This window comes from Caballeronia sp. INDeC2 (genome assembly GCF_023631325.1).
In the GTDB taxonomy this organism is placed as follows: domain Bacteria; phylum Pseudomonadota; class Gammaproteobacteria; order Burkholderiales; family Burkholderiaceae; genus Caballeronia.
In genome coordinates this window covers 77,665-95,544 of record NZ_JALQDG010000033.1, presented here as the reverse complement: position 1 = coordinate 95,544, position 17,880 = coordinate 77,665, and the positions used below count along the sequence as shown (strand labels likewise).

Sequence of the window (17,880 nt, the reverse complement as noted above, 5' to 3'; positions counted from 1 at the left end):
GGAGGAACGATGCGCCGCAGTCAACGCAACACACTCACGCAGGCGAACCACGTCGCGCTGCCGGATTACGACGACGTCTGCCTCGTGCTGCAAGGCGGCGGCGCGCTCGGCTCGTATCAGGCCGGCGTGTTCGAAGGGCTCGCGGAAGTCGGCGTCGAACCGACGTGGACATCGGGTATTTCCATCGGCGCGTTGAATACCGCGATCATCGCGGGCAATGCGCCCGAGCATCGCGTGGCCGCGCTGCGCGGGTTCTGGAACACGATCTGCCAGCCCGCGGATCTGATCGGACATGTCGGCGCGTTTTTGCCCGCGGCGTTCGGCTTCGGCAATATCGGCCGCAAGTTTTCGAGTATGTGGGCGGCGGCGCGCGCGCTGACCGAAGGTCAAAGGGGCTTCTTTTCGCCGCGCGTGCATGTGCCCGAGATCGGACCGGCGACGAGGAGCAAGCGGCCGAGCGACGTGAGCTACTACGACACGTCCGCGTTGCGCGCGACGCTGCTGCAATTCGCCGATTTCGACCGTATCAACGATGGCGCCATGCGCGTGTCGGTGGGCGCGGTCAATGTGCGCACGGGCAATCTCGTCTACTTCGACAATACGAAGATGCGTCTCGCGCCCCAGCACTTCATGGCGTCGGGCGCGCTGCCGCCGGGTTTTCCTGCTGTCGAGATCGACGGCGAGTTCTATTGGGACGGCGGTCTCGTGTCGAACACGCCGTTGACGGAGATCATCCGCGAAAGCCAGCACAAGGACACGCTCGTGTTTCAGGTGGATTTATGGAGCGCGCGCGGCACGTTGCCGGGCGATTTTCTCGACGTGAGCGAACGCACGAAAGACATTCAGTATTCGAGCCGGACGCGCGCGATCACCGATTTCGTTTCGCATAACCAGAAGCATGCGCGGCTCATCAAGGAACTGCTGGAGCACGTTCCCGAGAAGACGCGGCGTTCGCATCCGCTGCTGCGCGAGGCGCAGAAAGTCGCGGATGGCGGCGCGGTGAACGTCGTGCATCTCATCTACAAGAACAAGTTCTTCGAAGGGCACTACAAGGACTACGAGTTCAGCAACGATACGATGGACGAGCACTGGGCGAGCGGGCTGGAGGATATCCGCCGCTCGTTCGCGCATCCGGAGTGGTTCGAGGTGCCGAGCCATGATCTGGGCTTCGTGACGCACGATGTGCATCGGTATGAGGCCGCGCCGCAAGCGACGGCTGAAATGCCGAAGGCGGTGTCGAAGAAGCTCGTCGATGTGGACGAGGTGGAAGGAGTTTGAAGCCGGCGCGGGATTCCATTACTCTGATTAGCCTTACGATGAACCGAGGCAAGCCATGACCGACTGGAAACCCGCGACCTACCCCTCCGTCAGCCCGTACCTCATCTGCGAGAACGCGGAATCGATCATCGCGTTTCTGCAAAGCGTCTTCGAAGCGGAACTGGTCCGCCGCGTCGACCGTCCCGATGGCTCGCTGATGCATGCCGAAGTGCGCATCGACGACAGCATCGTGATGATCGGCGGTGGCGCGACCGATCAGCAAGCGCCGGGGCCGCATATCCACGTCTATGTGCGCGACCCGCAGGCCGTCTACGACCGCGCCATGCAAAACGGCGCGCACAGCGTGCAAGCGCCCACGCGCAAACGTGCCGACGACGACTTCAGAGGCGGCTTTCGCGATGCCGCCGGCACGACGTGGTGGGTCGCTACGCAATGACTGACCGGCTGGCCGGCCGATCGCGCGCAAGCCTCTTTGTATCGCACTGTATCCGCACCGAACGCCGACACAAGGCGTTTCATAAACCGCGTTTTGCGAAACAAGCCAGATACGTCCGCCAGTTCAAATACCTCCAAGCCCGAACGATTCGCAACACAGCGCGGATCGACAAGACGGCCTTCCATCACAAACTCTGGAGGTAATCATGAAAGTCATTCAATCGCTCATCGTCGCTGCTGCTGTCGCGCTTCCGGCTCTCTCGTTCGCGCAGTCGAACCAGCCGATCACCCGTGCGGAAGTCCGCGCGCAACTCGTCGAGCTGCAAAAGGCCGGCTACAACCCGGCGAGCGACCAGACGCAGTATCCGCAAAACATCCAGGCCGCGCAGGCGCGCGTGGATGCCGCGAAGGGCGTGAGCGCATACGGCGCGCCGGCGAACGGCAGTGTCGCATCCGGCGCACGTTCGACCGATACGGCCGTCATCGGACTCGGCCCGGTTTTCGCCAAGCCGTAAGCGCGGTTCCAGCCGATTTCCAGCAGCCCGGACGGATCGCCGGTCCCGGGCTCGATGCGTTTCTGTGAATATCGTATTACGTTTCGAATTTACAGCCTCGTAAGCGATACACTCTCGCTGCAAAACCCTTTTTCGACGGCACATGGCGCGCTGCGCGATAGCGGACGCTGAAAATGGGTATCATCCCTTTCCGCGCCGGCGCGGATGCAGCCGAATGTAACAACGTATCGCAATTTCTTGAGTGCGACGCCACTGATTTTCGAGGCGCTTATGCCCACAGACGTAGACATCATCACCGACGAGCAGATCGCGTCTATCGCCGATCGCCTGACGCAAGAAGGCCGCAAGGTCTCCCCCGTGACCGTTTGGGCGGAGGCCGGCAACGGCTCGCTCGTCGCCATCGCGGCCGGCCTGCAGCGCTGGCGCGAGGCGCGTTCCCCGGACATGCCCCAGCAGCAGGCGCCGACCGGGCTGCCCGACGACCTCGCCGAGACGCTCGTGAACGTCGCACGGCGGCTTTGGACCGTCTCGCGCGACGAAACCGAACGGATGTCCGGCCAGCGCCTGTCCGCGGTGAGCCAGCGGCTATCGACCGCGCTCGCGGAGCGCGACGAGGCGCTCGCCGAGTTCCAGAAGACCGGCGACGAGGCCGCGAAAAACCGTCAGCAGATGATGGACATGCTGAGCGCGTTGCGGGCATCGGAAGAATCGGTCGCGCGCTTGCGTCAGGAGGCCGAAGCAGCCGCGGCGCGCGCGCAGAACGCTGAGACGCGCATCGAGGAAGCGGCGCAGCGCGCATCGGCGGAACAGGCGCAACTGGAAGCCGTGAAGGCGTCGCTCGAAGAAGAGCGGCGTGCCAGGGAGGCGCTGAACGCGGCGCTGTCGGCGAAAGACGAAGACATCGCGCGCATCGCGGAAGCGCTCGAACATGTGCGGCAGCAGCATGGCGAACTGCACGCGTCGCTCGCGGGCAAGGATGAAGAACTCGCGCGCATCGCCGACGAGCGCGAACAGGCGCGGCAGCAGCACGAGCAGTTGAGCGCATCGCTCGCGGGCAAGGACGGCGAGCTTGCGCTCATCGCGCAGGAACGCGACCGGGCGCGTCAGGATCACGCGGATCTGCATACGTTGATGGCGGGCAAGGACGACGAGCTTGCGCGCATCGCACAAGAGCGCGATCAGGCGCGTCAGCAGCATGAAGCGCTGAGCCTCGCATCGCAGGAAAAATCGGCTGAAGCCGAACGCTGGTCGCAGGACGCGAACGCGGCGCTCGCGCGCGCGCAGGCCGCCGAGGCGCAGGCGAGCGAAAGCCTCGCGCGCATCGCAGTCCTCGAAGCGGAGTTGAACGAAGTGCGCGGCGCGCTCGCGGCCGAGCGTGAGAGCGCGGCTGCGCGCAACGCGGAACTGGCGGCGCATCGCGATCACGCGGGCCGTGTCAGCGGCGAGCTGGACGAATCCCGCAAGCAGATCAGCGCGCTGATGGAAGAGAAAGCCGAGCAGGGCGCCGAACTGGCGCGCGTGTCGAACGATGTCAACGCGTTGCGCGAACGCGCCGAGTCCGCCGAGAAGAATGCGACCGATCTGGCGAAGCGCCTTGTCGAGAAGGAGCAGGGCGAGGAGTCGGAGCTCGCGTCGCTGCAGCGTCAGATTTCGGCGCAGGCCAAGGCGCACTCGAAGGCCTACGACGATCTTCGTGCGAACGCCGAGCAATGGGTCACGTACGCGAAGGACTTGCGCCAGCGTCTCGACGTGGCCAATGAAAAGATCCTTTTCATCGATGCCCGCAGCACCGGCGAAGTTGCGCTGATGCGCAGGCTCGCGGTCGAACTGGAGCGCCTGAAGCCGGATCACGAGCTCGTGTTCCGCGAGGCGCAGCAGAAGCTGATCGGGGACAAGATGGCGCAGCAGCTCGCGCAAAAGGGCTATCGCTACGATCCGGCCACCGCGGTGATGTCGAAGATCGACACGTGACCCTCATGTGACGATGCAGACGCAGACCCTCACCGTCACGATCGATCGCGACTGGCGCGAGCTCTACGACACGATCTGGCATCCCGACGTTTTCCCGACATGGGCGTCGGGACTCGCGCAGTCGACGCTCGAAGACTTGGGCAATCACTGGCGCGCACGCGGTCCCGAAGGCGACGTGACGATCCGCTTCACCGCTCACAACGCGTTCGGCGTGATGGATCATCGCGTCTGTCTGCCGAACGGTTGCGAGGTCTACGTGCCATTGCGCGTCTATCAGAACGGCGCGGGCGCCGAAGTGGCGCTCACGCTGTTCCGCCAGGCCGATATGTCCGACGAGAAATTCGCCGCCGACGCCGACTGGGTCCGCCGCGACCTTGCCGCGCTCGCCGCGCGATACGCCAAGCCCTGACTTTGGCACGGCTGCTTCCCGCATCGGCTAGTATTCGACATTGCTTTCAATGAAATGCCGGAGCGTCAGTCGAAATGAACGAGCGCACGAAGGGAACCGCGTCGGACTGGGTGAAGCGCGCCGAGCCGACGCAAGGCATCGAGCGCATCGAAGCCTGGTTCGGCGGCAAGGCGTACGGCCTGCACCGGCACGACACCTATGCGATCGGCCGCACGCTCGCGGGCGTGCAGAGCTTCAACTACCGGCGCTCGCTTCGTCATAGCGTGCGCGGCCAGACAATGGTCCTGCATCCCGACGAACTCCACGATGGACAAGCAGGCACCGGCGAAGGCTTCCGCTATCGTATGCTGTACGTCGATCCCGCGCTGATTCAGGCGATCCTCGGCGGCCGCGCGCTGCCGTTCATCGAAGGCGGCGTGACGACCGATGTGCGTGTCTCGCGCGCAACCGAAGCGCTGCTGCAGCGCACGGAAGGCGCGCTGCCGCCGCTCGAGCCGCTCGAACAGCACGACGCGCTCACCGAACTGGCATTCGCGCTCGCCCAAGCCGCCGGCGCGCGGCCGGCCTCCGAAAGCGGCGACTATGCGAGCGCCGCGCGCGCACGCGATTTTCTTCATGCGAATTGCGAACGCATCATCACGCTGGACGAACTGGAGCGCGTGACGGGCCGTGAGCGGTTCGGGCTGTCGCGCGATTTCCGCAAGTTCTACGGCACGAGCCCGTATCGCTATCTGACGATGCGCCGTCTCGATCTCGTGCGCCGTCTGATGCTCACCGGCATATCGCTCGCCGATGTCGCCGCTCATGCGGGCTTCGCCGATCAAAGCCACATGACGCGCCAGTTCACGCGCGCATTCGGCATGCCGCCCGCGCGCTGGCGGGCGATCGCCAGCGGCGCCGTGCCGCGCTGAAACGCGTTGGAGCGTGCACGATCGTTCAAGACGTGCACGGCGTGCGAGCGTTAGCCTCGGGCCTGGTTCATCGTCCAGGTCAAGGAGCTTCGCAATGATATCCACTCCCATCTCTCGCGGTCAGCGTATCGCGATCGATCCGCTCGACAAGGCGCGCAAGATCGAAGGCCACTGGCAGCAGCGCGTCATCGCCGAAATGAACGACTACCAGTTCAAGGTCGCGCGTCTCGAAGGCGATTTCATCTGGCATCGACATGCGGACACCGACGAGACTTTCATCGTCCTCGAAGGCGAATTGCGCATCGATTTCCGCGACGGCGCGATGCATCTGCGCGCGGGCGAAATCGGCATCGTGCCGAAGGGCGTCGAGCACAAACCGTATGCGGCGCGCGAGGTGAAGATCATGCTGATCGAGCCGCGCGGCGTCGTGAATACGGGCGAAGAGCACAACGAACGCACCGCGCCGAACGATCTGTGGATTTGATGCCCGCGTCGCCGTCACGGGCATGCGAGGCGAGTCATGAACGGCCATCGGGCCGACAAGCTATCATGTGCGCATTCGAAACATGCCGCACGGGCTGGAGAATCATATGGCTGGACCTCAGGAAAGCGTCAGCATGGCGTTGTTCTGCGACTTCGAGAACGTCGCGCTGGGCGTTCGCGACGCGAAGTACGAGAAATTCGATATCCGGCCGGTGCTCGAACGCCTGCTGCTGAAGGGAAGCATCGTCGTCAAGAAAGCCTATTGCGACTGGGATCGCTACAAGGGCTTCAAATCGGCGATGCATGAGGCCAGCTTCGAGATGATCGAGATTCCCCACGTGCGCCAGTCGGGCAAGAATTCGGCCGACATTCGCCTCGTCGTCGATGCGCTGGATCTCTGCTACACGAAATCGCACGTCGACACCTTCGTCATCATCAGCGGCGACTCCGACTTCTCGCCGCTCGTGTCGAAGTTGCGCGAGAACGCGAAGAAGGTTATCGGCGTGGGCGTGAAGCAGTCGACGTCCGACCTGCTCGTTGCGAACTGCGACGAGTTTATCTTCTACGACGACCTCGTGCGCGAGCAGCAACGCGCTATCGCCAAGCGCGAGCAGCGAGAATCGAAGCGCACGCCCGATGAAGAACGGCAGCCGAAGCAGGAAACGGAATCGCGCAAGTCGCAGGCCATCGCGATCACCGTCGAGACGTTCGAGGCGCTCGCATCGGAGCGCGGCGAGAGCGGCAAGATCTGGGCGTCGGTGTTGAAGAGCGCGATCAAGCGCCGCAAGCCGGGCTTCAGCGAAACGCAATATGGCTTCCGCGCGTTCGGCAATCTGCTCGACGAAGCGCAGTCGCGGGGTTTGCTGGAAGTCGGCCGCGACGATAAATCCGGCGCGTTCGTGTTTCGCTCCGCGCAGTCCGCTCAGGTCGCCGCGGTCGATGTGAGGCAAGCCGAAGCATCGCTCGTTCCGAAAGAACACGAAGGTTCGGGCAATAGCAGGCGCAGAGAGAAACGCAGTGCGCGGCAAGCGGCGCACGCAGCCGCGCAGGAACCCGTAGCGTTCGAGGAAGAAGCACCGGCGCCGGTCGTTCCGAAGGAACACGAAGGCTCGGCCAATAGCCGACGCAGAGAAAGACGAGGTGCAAGGAAAGCCGCGCACGTGGCCGCGCCGGAGGCCGCCGTGTTCGTGGAAGACGCGCCGACGCCGTTCGAACCGCAAGCCGAACCTGTACCCGAGCCTGCACCCGTACCCGCACCGAAGAAGCAGGCCGCACCGCGACGCGCGCGCAAGACGGCGACGAAGCAGAGCGATGCCGGCGTATCGGACGAAAGCGTTGCGAGCGCCGCCGAACCGGTCGCCGAAGCCAAAGCGGAGAAGCCGTCGCGCAAATCGCCTTCACGCGGCAGCCGATCGCGCAAGGCCGCCGAGTAACCCGGCATCGCGTCAACCGGCACGCCGCTGCGCCGTCACCGACGCCTCTTCTTGCGCGCGTGCCGCCGCATGTTCTTCAGCGCGCCAGCGTTGCCGCGAGCGATACATCGTCGCGACCGCGATGCGCGCCATCTTCACCCAGCCCGAGTGACGCGGGTCCGCGAGCATGCTGAGCGCGCGCGCATAGTCGAGCGTGAGGCCCGGTGTCCAGGCCATCGTCGCGGCGCGCTTGCGCACTTGCGCCGCGACCCATAGCTCGGGCGTCGTCATGATGCGCACGAGCGGCTTCCATCCGCCGCCCTTGCCCCACACGCGCGCCGACGCACCCTCGATCGCCGCTTCCAGCGCCCGCGCCACGGAACTCGAGCAGTTGCGGTAAGTGAGGTTATAAGTCGCGTCGCGTCGATACGTCTGCCAGAAGCGTGCAAGCCTCACCGGATCGTAATTGCGGATGCGCACCTGCTGTGTCGACGGACACCACGCCTTCGACTCGGACGCGTAGTCGGGCTGAAAGAGGCCGGGCACGTCGTTCTCGCGCGTCGCGCGCAGCGTGCGCGTGAATTCGTTCGGAGACCGATCTATCTCGACCGCGGGATACAGACTGATGTACACACCTTCGGGCGTTTCCAGCGCCGCGTGGCCCGTCGAGATGGTGCCGTTTCTGTCGACGGCGGCGATATAGCGATCGACGAGCAACTGCCGCTTCGGCTGCGACTTCGCCGTGCCGACCGGCGTCCATACATGCACGGTCAACGCGGCTTCATCGGGTGCGGGCGGGCCGTCGAAGACCGCGTCGGCGAATGACGGCGCTGCGGGCGTCGACGCTTCCTGCGCCGTCGTATCCGATTCGCTTTCGACGGCGGGATTCGCCGCCATGCGCCGCACGCGCGCCGCGAGCAGGATCATGTTCCAGCCGCCGAAGAAGAGGCCGAACGCGACGCAATAAGCGACCGTGCCCGCATAGTGATCGGGATAAGGCTGATAGAAGAAGATGGCGATGGCGATTTCGAGCATGCCGCCTGCGGTCGCGAGACGCCATCGGCGATAGCGGACCACGCGCGCGGAGACGATCTGCAACGCGCCATCGACGAGAAAGAGCGTGCCGAAGATGAGCGACAGCACGAAGTTGCCGTGCTCGCCGCCGAACAACACGAGCAGCGCCGAGAGGCAGAACGTCGTGCCTTTCACGTAACGCAGCTTGCGCTGGCCGCCCATGCCGGTCCATGCGACGGCGAGCGTGGCTAAGCCTTCGAGCAGCATCATCAGCGCGAAGGGCACGATGGGAAAGTAGAGCGAGCCGTCGAGCGCGTCGGTGAAGATAACGCCGCCGAGCACGATGCTGAGCAGCCCGAGCGTCATCACCGAGCGCCAGCGCGTCCGAAGATAGTCGACGCCGAGAAGAATCATCACGAGCCGAACCATCGTTCCTCCGTCTGATCATTCGATACTTCGTGCGGGACATGCGCGGCCACACACTTTATAAGGCATCGACGGGGAAAGCGGCAAGAACGGAAAACCGCAGACGAATGCGCACGGCCGCCGTGCCGGAACACGACAGCCGCGCGCTCACTTCACTTATTGCACCGCATGCTTCGCGGCATCTTCGATCACCGCCGCGACCTGCTGCGGCTTCGATTCATACACGGAATGGCTCGCGCCCGGAATGACCGTCACGTGGCTATGCGCGCGCGCGTAGTACCAGCGTTCGAGATCCGGATTGATGATCTTGTCGCTCCCCGCCACGATGCCCCAGCTCGGTTTCGACGTCCATGCCGCAGCCGTCAGCGGCGTGGTGAAGACTTGGGCCGACGTCAAAATCTGCGAGTGCGATTCGAACTGAGCTTGCCTGAGCGGCAGATCGGCGGCGAAGTCCTTCGGGAAGACGGCGGGATTCAGGTACGTGTAGCCATCCGCGGTCTTTTCGACGGCGCCCGTCTGCTTCGCGAGGAAGCTGGGCGTCTTCTTGCCGAGCGCGCCTTCGTCCTCGCCCACGTTCGGTGCATGCGCCGCGACATACACCAGCCCGGCGACGTTCGGATGCACGCCCGCTTCCGTGATGACCGACCCGCCATAGCTATGGCCGACGAGAATGGTCGGACCGTTCTGCAGGTCGAGCACGCGCTTGGTCGCGTCGACATCGCCTTCGAGCGAGGTCAGGGGCTCCTGTACCATCGTGACGCGGTAGCCGTCGCGGGTCAGGATGTCGTAGACCGGCTTCCATCCCGAGCCATCGACCCACGCGCCGTGAACGAGGACGATGTTTTGGACCGGCGCGTGGGCATCGGTGGCCGGGGTGGCATCCTGAGCCATTGCGCCGGTCGAGACGAACACACCGGCCGACAGCGCCAGCATCGACGCTGCTTGAAAGATTCGCTTCATGAAGGACTCCGCTTGTGCGAATGAGAGATCGTCGATCCAAACGCGCGGATCAGCTACCGAAGAACGGCTGGCAGAAGTCGATCGGCCCGACGCACGTGTTGTTCATCGACACATGCTTCGATGCGCTCGATGCGCTCGTGCCGGTTTGCACGCCGCCATAGGCCTGCGCTGCGCCGGCATGTTGCGCGGCGACTTTCGCTTCCGCCGCCTGAATGTCCGACGGGTAGTACGGATCGCTCGCGAGCGCCGGGTTATAGCCCGCCTTTTCGACGGCGACGAGATCGGCGCGGACCTGTGCACGTGTGACGGGACCGTTCGATTGCGCGAATGCGAGAGCGGGCGCAGCAAGCGTGGCGGCAACGAGGGTGAAGCTGACGAGGTACTTTTTCATGATCGACTCCTGGGTGGATGATTGCGTAGTTAATCCGGTATCCGAACTAAAGTTCGTCGTTCGGTTTCCCTTGCTAAGGCCGTTGGTCTGTGTTCGTGTCGCGACCTTGACGACAATGTATCGCCGCGAGCGCGCCTCGACTACACCTACGAAGGAGCGTGATTGCACCAACCATCGGTGCGTCGGCTAAACGTTCGCATGGCGTCTGCGCTGTCGGTCGAAGCGTCCGGCCGTATCGCATGACACGCCCGGATGAGCCGTCTCATGCGCGCGCATGAAGCACTCATACGAAGGTGTTAGCGCCTCGCCGGTACCGGCGCGTATCAAACCTTGATATAGGTTGACTCAACCATTCGGCGGCGTCGTCAACCGTATGTACGGCTAGGCGCGCGGTTTCCGTTTGATTAACTTGGAGTCGTCGCGATGCCGGTCGTCGATCGGCCGCACAGGCTTCTAGTCACGCAACGGAACCGTCATGAATCTCAATCTTCTTTCGCATACCCGGACGCCCGCGCGGCCGCCATTGATCGAACTGGAAGACCGATGGCGCAGCCCGGGCCCGGTCCGTTCCGCTCAACGGATCACGATGGCGCGCTGGCTGCATCACGGCGAGTCGCCGCTCGAAGTGTCCAACGACGGCAGCGGCACGTTTCACTGCATCAGCCTGAACTTGAAATGCGCGTCGCTGATCTTTCATCATGCGGGCCGCAAGCTGCTACACGGACGCGTGCCCGCGGGCGTCGTGCAGGTCACCGCGCCCGCGACACGCGTGAGCGCGGTGTTCCAGTCGGCGATGGACGTCCTGCATATCTTCGTGCCGCAGCAGGCCTTGGCGGAGTGCCACGAGGATCTCTTTCATCGTCCGCACGCGGGCGATATCGTCCTCGACGATCCCAAGCTGATCCGCGATCCGGCGCTCGAACGGCTCGGCCAGGCGCTCGCCGTGTGCAAGACCGAAGGCGCGGCGCTCGGCAGCATGTTCATCGATAGCGTCAGCCTCGCGATCGTGTCGCAGCTCGTCGCGCGTCATTTCTCCGCGCCCGTTGCGCGTGGCCGCGAGCCTTCGGCGTTGCCGCAATGGCGCATCAATCGCGTGTCCGAATTCGTCGATGCGCATCTCGCGGAGAACATCAGCCTTGCGGATATCGCGTCGAGCACGGGCCTCACGCGCATGCATTTCGCCGCGCAATTCCGTCGCGCGACGGGCATGAGACCGCACGAGTACCTGCTGCAAAAGCGCATCGACCGTGCTCAGGAGCTGCTGCGCACGTCGAGGCACAGCATTCTCGATGTCGCGCTCTGCTGCGGCTTTCGCTCGCAGGCGCATTTCACGACCGTCTTCAAGCGCCTCGTCGGCGCTACGCCGAAGCACTGGCAGACGAACACGCTCGACGCCGCATGAGCGGATCGACTCACGACACTCTTCGATAAGGAGCCGGACATGGCTGAAGCTGCAATCGCGCTCGATCCGTGGGCGCAAACGATCTTTCAATTGACGTCGCTCAATGACGGCGTGAGCTTCGACGCGCCGTTCACAAGTCATCCCTTCGCGCAAACGGGCGAGCGCCGCGTCACCGTAAAGCTGATCGAGCGTCCGTCGACCACGACGGCGACGATCGAATGGCGCGATTCGACGCGCTGCTGCTACGGCGATCAGGTGTGGCGTGCGATGCGCGCGCGCACCGCGGGCGTATGCGCGATGAGTGGCCGCGAGATCCGTCCAGGCGATTACGTGTACGGACCGAATCCGCGGCCGGTTCCGGGTAATGCGGGCGCGATGATTCTGGCGTCGGTGCTGGATCAGGCGACGCCGTTATGACTCGTCCACGTTGCACATAGAAGCACCGCCCACGAGGCGGTGTTTTGTTATGCGCGTCGCCTCGAACCATCGGCTATTCGCCCGCGAGCTTGCCGCGAAAGATGTGGTACTGGTAAAGGTCGTAGCCGATCATCACCGGAAACACGAGGCCGATGCCAATGAGCATGAACGCGAGCGTCGGCGCATCGGATGCGGCTTCGAGTATGCCGAGCTTGCCCGGAATGAAATCGGGGAACAGGCTGATCGCAAGGCCCGAGAACGAGATCACGAAGAGCGCCACCGACGCGCGGAACGGCCCGTTCGAACTGCCGAGATAGAGCGACGCCATGATGAACGCGAACGCGATCATCGAAGCAAAGCCGAGCGCGAACAGCACATGCATCACGGCCGGATGCGTCCAGCGCGCGTGACCGATATCGCTGGAGAACCACGTCGCGAGCGTGAGCAACGCCGCGGCGACCACGGTGAACATCGCGCTCAGCAGTGAGATGCGCCGCGCCCATTGTTCGATCATGCCCGAAGTCTTCTTGACGAGACATGTCGCGCCGAGCAGACAATATCCCGCGACCACACCGATCGCCGCAACGACGATGAACGCGAGCGCCGCCATGCCCGGCGCGAGACCCGTGAGCACCTTGCCGAGCACGACGCCTTGCGATAGCGCCGCCACGAGACTGCCGATACCGAACACCTTGTCCCACAGCGGCCCATGATCGACGCTATGGCGGAACTCGATCGCCGCGCCGCGCATGATCAATCCCGCGATGAGCGCCATGACGGGCAGATAAAGATGCTCCATCAAGAGCGCATAGGCCGCCGGAAACGCGCCGAAAAGCGCGCCACCCAGCACGACGAGCCACGTTTCGTTCGCGTCCCACACATGGCCGATCGATTGAACCATCACGTCGCGATCCGACGAATTGCGGCGAAAGAGAGTGAGGATGCCGACGCCGAGATCGAAGCCATCGGTGACGACATAGAAGACCAGCATCAAGCCGATCAGGCCGAACCAGGTATCGGCGAGCATCGTGTGAACAGCGCTATTCATGAGTCGAGCTCCAAAGGTCGGTAACCGCCGATCTTGGCGGGCGGCATGATGGTGAGATCGGGCCCGGCACGCAGCCAGCGCCGCGCGAGCACGAAGAACGTGACGAGCAATACGACATGGAACGCGAAGAACATCGCCATGCTCGGACTCGGCGCGTTTCTCGCGACACGCCCGAAGTTCACGGGCTTCGGCCTCAGCTTCTGCATCTTCTTCTGCATCCTTGGCGGACCCGATCGCGTTATCCGTTATGCACCGGAGCCGTTGCTCAACAACGGCATCGCGCTGACGTTGGCGATGCTCGCTTGCGCGGTTGCGTGTGGGTTCGTGTTTCCCGTAGAGAAGCCGTGGCGTGTCTCGGCGCTCATCCGCGACCTGCGTCGTCAGATCGATCTGACATGCGCCGCGCCGCTCGAAGACCTGAAGGAGATATTCCAGTCGGGCACGCATGACCTCGTCGCGCAAATTCGTGCGCTGCTGCCGCAGCCGGGCCCGCAGTATCGGGAGGCATTGTCGTGGATTCTCGTCGTGCTGGAGCTGGGTCACGCGTCGATCGACTTGCGGATCGAGAGCCGCGATGCGGAAGCGATTCGCATCGTGCACGGGGAGTGGCGCGCATCGACCGAAGCGACGATGCAGCGACTCACGACGCTGTTCGATGCGCCGTCGAAAGCGAATCGCGACGAGAGCATTCGTGCGATCGACAGACAAGTCGCAGAAGCGTTGGCCATGATCGACCCAATGGGTCACGCGACTCACGAGGTCGTACCGATGCGCCGGATGCTTGCACGCCTGCATTTCATGCGCAGCGTGCTGCTCGATCGCGAAGTGCTTCTTCAGACATGAACGCGCTATTGCATCGCGTCTTCCACCAGTTCGATCCAGTGACGCACGCCGGTGCGTCCCGCTCCCGCGAGATGCGTCTGACAGCCGATGTTCGCCGTGACGATCATCTCGGGCGCGCCGCTTTCGAGCGCATCCATCTTGCGGTCGCGAAGTTGCATCGATAGTTCGGGCTGCGTGATCGAGTAAGTGCCCGCCGAGCCGCAACACAGATGCGCATCGGGCACGGCGGTGAGGTCGTAGCCGAGACGCGTGAGGATTGCTTCCACTGCGCCGCCGAGCTTCTGCGCATGTTGCAGCGTGCAGGGACAATGAAACGCAATGCGGGGTCGCTCCGTTTGCATGAGCGCATGGAGCGGCTCCGCATTCAACACTTCAACGAGATCGCGCGCCAGTTCGCTCACGCGCGCTGCTTTGGCCGCGTAGTGCGGATCGTCGCGCAGCAGGTGACCGTATTCCTTGATGAACGCGCCGCAGCCGCTCGCGGTCTGCACGATCGCTTCCGCGCCCGCTTCGATCGCGGGCCACCATGCGTCGATATTGCGCCGCGCGCGCATCAGTCCCGCTTCCTGCGCGTTGAGGTGATAGTCGGTCGCACCGCAGCAACCCGCGCGGGGCGCATCGATCACGCTGATGCCGAGACGATCGAGCACGCGAGCCGTTGCCGCGTTGGTGTTCGGCGACAGGGAGGGCTGCACGCAGCCTTCGAGCATCAGCACGCGGCGCGTGTGACGAGCGGCGGGCCGCGACTTGGCCGCGATGGTCTTCGCGGGAATCTTCCGGCGCAGCGCGGCCGGCATCAACGGACGCGCGATACGGCCCGCTTTCAGAAGCGCGTCGAACACGACAGGGCGCGATATCACATGACGCAAGCCATTGCGCAACATGCGCTCGCGTGCGGGACGCGGCACGCGACGCTCCAGTTCCGCCCGGCCGATATCGAGCAACGCGTGATACGTGACCCCCGAAGGGCAGGTCGTTTCGCAATTGCGGCACGTGAGGCAGCGGTCCAGATGCAACTGCGTCTTTTCGGTCACAGGCTCGCCTTCGAGCATCTGCTTGATCAGATAGATGCGTCCGCGCGGACCGTCCAGCTCGTTGCCGAGCAATTGATATGTCGGGCACGTGGCATTGCAGAAGCCGCAATGCACGCACGAACGCAAGATGTCTTCGGCTTCGTTCGCGCGTGCGAGCGTTCTGGCTTCCTCGCTGAGATTCGTTTGCATGTCGATGCCTTCGATAACGTCAGTAGTCGGCGTACATCCGGCCGGGATTGAACACGCCGTGCGGATCGAGGCGTTGCTTCAGCTGCCGATGAAAGCGCATGAGCGGTGCGGCAAGCGGGTGAAACGGGTCGGCTGCGACGCCAGGCGCGAAGCATGTCGCGTGTCCGCCTGCCGCGCTCGCGATGCCGCGAACGACATCGGCGCTTGCATCGCTCCTGAGCCAGCGTTGCGCGCCGCCCCAGTCGAGCATCACCGCGCCGGGCATGTCGATGAGCGGCGTATCGTTCGGCAGGGACAGTCGCCAGAGCGGGCGTTCGTCGCTGAAGAAGGGCAGACGATGTTCGCTCAGATCGGTCCAGAACGCTGCGTCGAGATGTTCTCCGCCGATGCGATCCACCGCCGCACGCACCGAGCCCGCGCCGCCTTCGAGGCGCACATGCAGGCGGCCGTCGACCTGACATGCGCCGCTCACGGGCAATGCCGCCCTGCGCCATGAAGCGAGCTCGCGCATCGCCTCGCTCGTTTCGAGCGCGAGCGACAGACACCGCGTTTCACGCGGCTTCGGCAGCACTTTCAACGACACTTCGGTGATGAGCCCGAGACAGCCGAAGCTGCCGCTCATCAAACGCGACACGTCGTAACCGGCGACGTTCTTCATCACTTGCCCGCCGAAACGCAGATGCTTGCCTTCACCCGTCACGACGCGACAGCCGAGCACGAAGTCGCGCACGGAACCGGCCCACGGCCGGCGCGGACCCGACAATCCCGTTGCCACGACACCGCCGATGGTCGCGGTTCCATCGAAGCTCGGCGGCTCGCACGGCAGCATCTGGCCGGCTTCGTCGAGTATCGCGTTCAACTCGGCCATCGGCGTGCCCGCGCGCGCCGTGATGACGAGTTCGCTCGGGTCATAACTCACGATGCCGCGATGCGAGCGCGTGTCGATCTCGTCGCCTTGCACGGGCCGGCCGAGATGCGCCTTGCTGTCGCCGCCGCGGATACGCAGCGGCCGCTTGTGCGCGATTGCGCTTTGCACCTGATCGACGAGTCGCGCGCTGTCGTCGATGGAGATGAGGTCGCGTCGCATCAGAAGCGCTCCAGTTCGGGATGAGGCAACGCGCCGTGATGCACATGCATCGAGCCGAACTCGGCGCAGCGATGCAGCGTGGGCACGTTCTTGCCGGGATTCAGCAGCCCCGAAGGATCGAATGCGGCTTTCACGGCATGAAAGAACGTGAGTTCGTCGCTGTTGAACTGCGCGCACATTTGATTGATCTTCTCGCGGCCGACGCCATGCTCGCCCGTAATGCTGCCGCCCACTTCGACGCACAATTCCAGAATGCGCGCGCCGATCGCTTCGGCTCGGTCCATTTCGCCGGGCGCGTTGGCATCGAAGAGAATGAGCGGATGCATGTTGCCGTCGCCCGCATGGAACACGTTGGCGACGCGCAGCCCATATTCCACCGACAGATCCGCGATACCACGCAGCACGCGCGACAACTCGCGGCGCGGAATCGTGCCGTCCATGCAGTAGTAATCGGGCGAGATGCGGCCCACCGCCGGAAACGCGTTCTTGCGGCCCGCCCAGAAGCGCTGACGTTCCGCCTCGTTCGCGGCGAGGCGAATGTCCGTTGCGCCCGCCGTGCGCAGCAATGCTTCGACGCGTGCACAGTCTTCGGCGACATCGGATTCCGCGCCATCGACTTCGCATAACAGCAGCGCTTCTGCATCCACGGGATAGCCTGCGTGAATGAAGTCTTCGGCGGCGCGAATCGCGAGGTTGTCCATCATTTCGAGGCCGCCGGGGATCACGCCTGCCGCGATGATCTGCGCGACGGCGTCGCCGGCTTTCTCGATGTCGTCGAAGCTCGCGAGCAGCACCTTTGCGCTCTGCGGCTTCGTCAACAACTTGACGGTCACTTCTACCACGACGCCCAGCATGCCTTCTGAACCTGTGATGAGGGCGAGCAGATCGAAGCCGGGCGCATCGAGCGCTTCGGAGCCGAGCGTGAGACGTTCGCCGTCGATCGTCACGATCTCCACGCGAAGAATGTTATGGACGGTCAGCCCGTACTTGAGGCAATGCACGCCCCCCGCGTTTTCCGCGACATTGCCGCCGATCGAGCACGCGATCTGCGACGAAGGATCGGGCGCGTAGTAGAGGCCGTGCGGCGCGGCGGCCTGCGAGATCGCGAGATTGCGCACGCCGGGTTGCACGCGTGCGATGCAGGCTTGCGCGTCGATGTCGAGAATGCGATTGAAGCGCGACATCACGAGCAGGATGCCCTTTTCGAGCGGCAGCGCGCCGCCCGAGAGACCCGTGCCCGCGCCGCGCGCAACCACCGGCACGCCATGCGCGTTCGCATACTTGAGCAGCGTCTGAACCTCGTCGATGGTGCCGGGCAGTGCGACGAGCATCGGCGTGATGCGATAGGCGGAGAGGCCATCGCATTCGAAGGGACGCAGGTCTTCCTTCGCGTGCAGCAATTGCAGATCGGGAAGCAGCGCTTGCAGATCGCGCACGATCGCGGCTTTGTCGTGATCGGCGAGCGGCCCGTCGAGCCTTTCGTCATAGGCGTAGGTCATGCGGTGTCTCCTGTGGGGCGCGGGTTCGTGCCCACGTGTGCTTTGTGGCGATTCTTCCGGGTCTGCGACACTATGTCGATGGTTTTCCCGCTGGTATTACCAGTTTTTGCGAGGCATGGATTTCAAGCGAAGTGATCGGAAGTAAGCTATAAATAG

General features: G+C 63.9%; 18 protein-coding genes. 11 read left to right on the top strand and 7 right to left on the bottom strand.

Annotated features, from left to right (window positions below; all coding sequences use genetic code 11):
* Positions 1 to 9: 9 nt before the first annotated feature.
* The 8 genes from NCS28_RS22385 (at position 10) to NCS28_RS22350 (ending at position 7,435) form a co-directional block, all read left to right on the top strand.
* Entirely contained in the window at positions 10 to 1,278 is a 1,269-nt protein-coding gene (locus tag NCS28_RS22385) for a patatin-like phospholipase family protein (RefSeq protein WP_250515965.1), read from the top strand.
* 55 nt (positions 1,279 to 1,333) lie between these two features.
* A complete protein-coding gene (locus NCS28_RS22380; RefSeq protein WP_250515964.1) occupies positions 1,334 to 1,714 on the top strand; it encodes a VOC family protein in 381 nt (126 codons plus the stop codon).
* 205 nt (positions 1,715 to 1,919) lie between these two features.
* Positions 1,920 to 2,228 carry a DUF4148 domain-containing protein gene (locus NCS28_RS22375; protein WP_250515963.1) on the top strand — a complete coding sequence of 103 codons (309 nt, stop codon included), beginning with the start codon at positions 1,920 to 1,922 and terminating at the stop codon, positions 2,226 to 2,228.
* Between the two features lie 270 nt (positions 2,229 to 2,498).
* Positions 2,499 to 4,199, top strand: coding sequence for a DNA-binding protein (locus tag NCS28_RS22370; RefSeq protein WP_250515962.1), 1,701 nt, complete (start codon positions 2,499 to 2,501; stop codon positions 4,197 to 4,199).
* Between the two features lie 13 nt (positions 4,200 to 4,212).
* A complete protein-coding gene (locus tag NCS28_RS22365; protein ID WP_250515961.1) occupies positions 4,213 to 4,608 on the top strand; it encodes an SRPBCC family protein in 396 nt (131 codons plus the stop codon).
* A gap of 74 nt (positions 4,609 to 4,682) precedes the next feature.
* Positions 4,683 to 5,519: an AraC family transcriptional regulator gene (locus NCS28_RS22360; RefSeq protein WP_250515960.1), complete on the top strand. Its 837-nt coding sequence runs from the start codon at positions 4,683 to 4,685 to the stop codon at positions 5,517 to 5,519.
* A 94-nt stretch (positions 5,520 to 5,613) separates the two neighbouring features.
* Entirely contained in the window at positions 5,614 to 6,003 is a 390-nt protein-coding gene (locus tag NCS28_RS22355) for a cupin domain-containing protein (RefSeq protein ID WP_250515959.1), read from the top strand.
* 106 nt (positions 6,004 to 6,109) lie between these two features.
* Positions 6,110 to 7,435 (top strand): NYN domain-containing protein, encoded by a 1,326-nt coding sequence (locus NCS28_RS22350; RefSeq protein WP_250515958.1) that lies wholly within the window; start codon positions 6,110 to 6,112, stop codon positions 7,433 to 7,435.
* A gap of 12 nt (positions 7,436 to 7,447) precedes the next feature.
* Here NCS28_RS22350 and NCS28_RS22345 read toward each other — a convergent pair whose 3' ends face one another.
* From NCS28_RS22345 to NCS28_RS22335, 3 genes are all read right to left on the bottom strand, one after another.
* Positions 7,448 to 8,857 (bottom strand): HdeD family acid-resistance protein, encoded by a 1,410-nt coding sequence (locus NCS28_RS22345; RefSeq protein WP_250515957.1) that lies wholly within the window; start codon positions 8,855 to 8,857, stop codon positions 7,448 to 7,450.
* Between the two features lie 153 nt (positions 8,858 to 9,010).
* Positions 9,011 to 9,814 (bottom strand): alpha/beta hydrolase, encoded by an 804-nt coding sequence (locus NCS28_RS22340; RefSeq protein WP_250515956.1) that lies wholly within the window; start codon positions 9,812 to 9,814, stop codon positions 9,011 to 9,013.
* Positions 9,815 to 9,863: 49 nt separating this feature from the next.
* Complete coding sequence (locus NCS28_RS22335; protein ID WP_250515955.1) at positions 9,864 to 10,205, bottom strand: DUF4148 domain-containing protein; 342 nt, start codon at positions 10,203 to 10,205, stop codon at positions 9,864 to 9,866.
* 475 nt (positions 10,206 to 10,680) lie between these two features.
* On the opposite strand from NCS28_RS22335, the gene NCS28_RS22330 reads away from it, so the two are divergent.
* Positions 10,681 to 11,607: a helix-turn-helix domain-containing protein gene (locus NCS28_RS22330; protein ID WP_250515954.1), complete on the top strand. Its 927-nt coding sequence runs from the start codon at positions 10,681 to 10,683 to the stop codon at positions 11,605 to 11,607.
* 39 nt (positions 11,608 to 11,646) lie between these two features.
* On the top strand, positions 11,647 to 12,024 hold the full coding sequence (locus NCS28_RS22325; protein WP_250515953.1) for a DUF3331 domain-containing protein: 378 nt from the start codon (positions 11,647 to 11,649) through the stop codon (positions 12,022 to 12,024).
* A gap of 73 nt (positions 12,025 to 12,097) precedes the next feature.
* Here the strand turns inward: NCS28_RS22325 and NCS28_RS22320 are convergent, their stop codons facing one another.
* Positions 12,098 to 13,072, bottom strand: a complete 975-nt coding sequence (locus NCS28_RS22320; RefSeq protein WP_250515952.1) for a cytochrome d ubiquinol oxidase subunit II — start codon at positions 13,070 to 13,072, stop codon at positions 12,098 to 12,100.
* A gap of 138 nt (positions 13,073 to 13,210) precedes the next feature.
* Here NCS28_RS22320 and NCS28_RS22315 point away from each other — a divergent pair, with 138 nt between their 5' ends.
* Positions 13,211 to 13,915, top strand: coding sequence for an FUSC family protein (locus NCS28_RS22315; protein WP_250515951.1), 705 nt, complete (start codon positions 13,211 to 13,213; stop codon positions 13,913 to 13,915).
* A gap of 5 nt (positions 13,916 to 13,920) precedes the next feature.
* Here NCS28_RS22315 and glcF read toward each other — a convergent pair whose 3' ends face one another.
* Genes glcF through glcD form a run of 3 tightly spaced genes read right to left on the bottom strand, consistent with a single transcriptional unit; the run spans position 13,921 to position 17,724 of the window.
* Positions 13,921 to 15,138: a glycolate oxidase subunit GlcF gene (glcF, locus tag NCS28_RS22310; RefSeq protein ID WP_250515950.1), complete on the bottom strand. Its 1,218-nt coding sequence runs from the start codon at positions 15,136 to 15,138 to the stop codon at positions 13,921 to 13,923.
* 19 nt (positions 15,139 to 15,157) lie between these two features.
* Positions 15,158 to 16,225 carry a glycolate oxidase subunit GlcE gene (gene glcE, locus NCS28_RS22305; RefSeq protein WP_250515949.1) on the bottom strand — a complete coding sequence of 356 codons (1,068 nt, stop codon included), beginning with the start codon at positions 16,223 to 16,225 and terminating at the stop codon, positions 15,158 to 15,160.
* Positions 16,225 to 17,724 (bottom strand): glycolate oxidase subunit GlcD, encoded by a 1,500-nt coding sequence (glcD, locus tag NCS28_RS22300; RefSeq protein ID WP_250515948.1) that lies wholly within the window; start codon positions 17,722 to 17,724, stop codon positions 16,225 to 16,227. Before glcD ends, glcE begins: the two co-directional genes overlap by 1 nt.
* Positions 17,725 to 17,880: the final 156 nt, after the last annotated feature.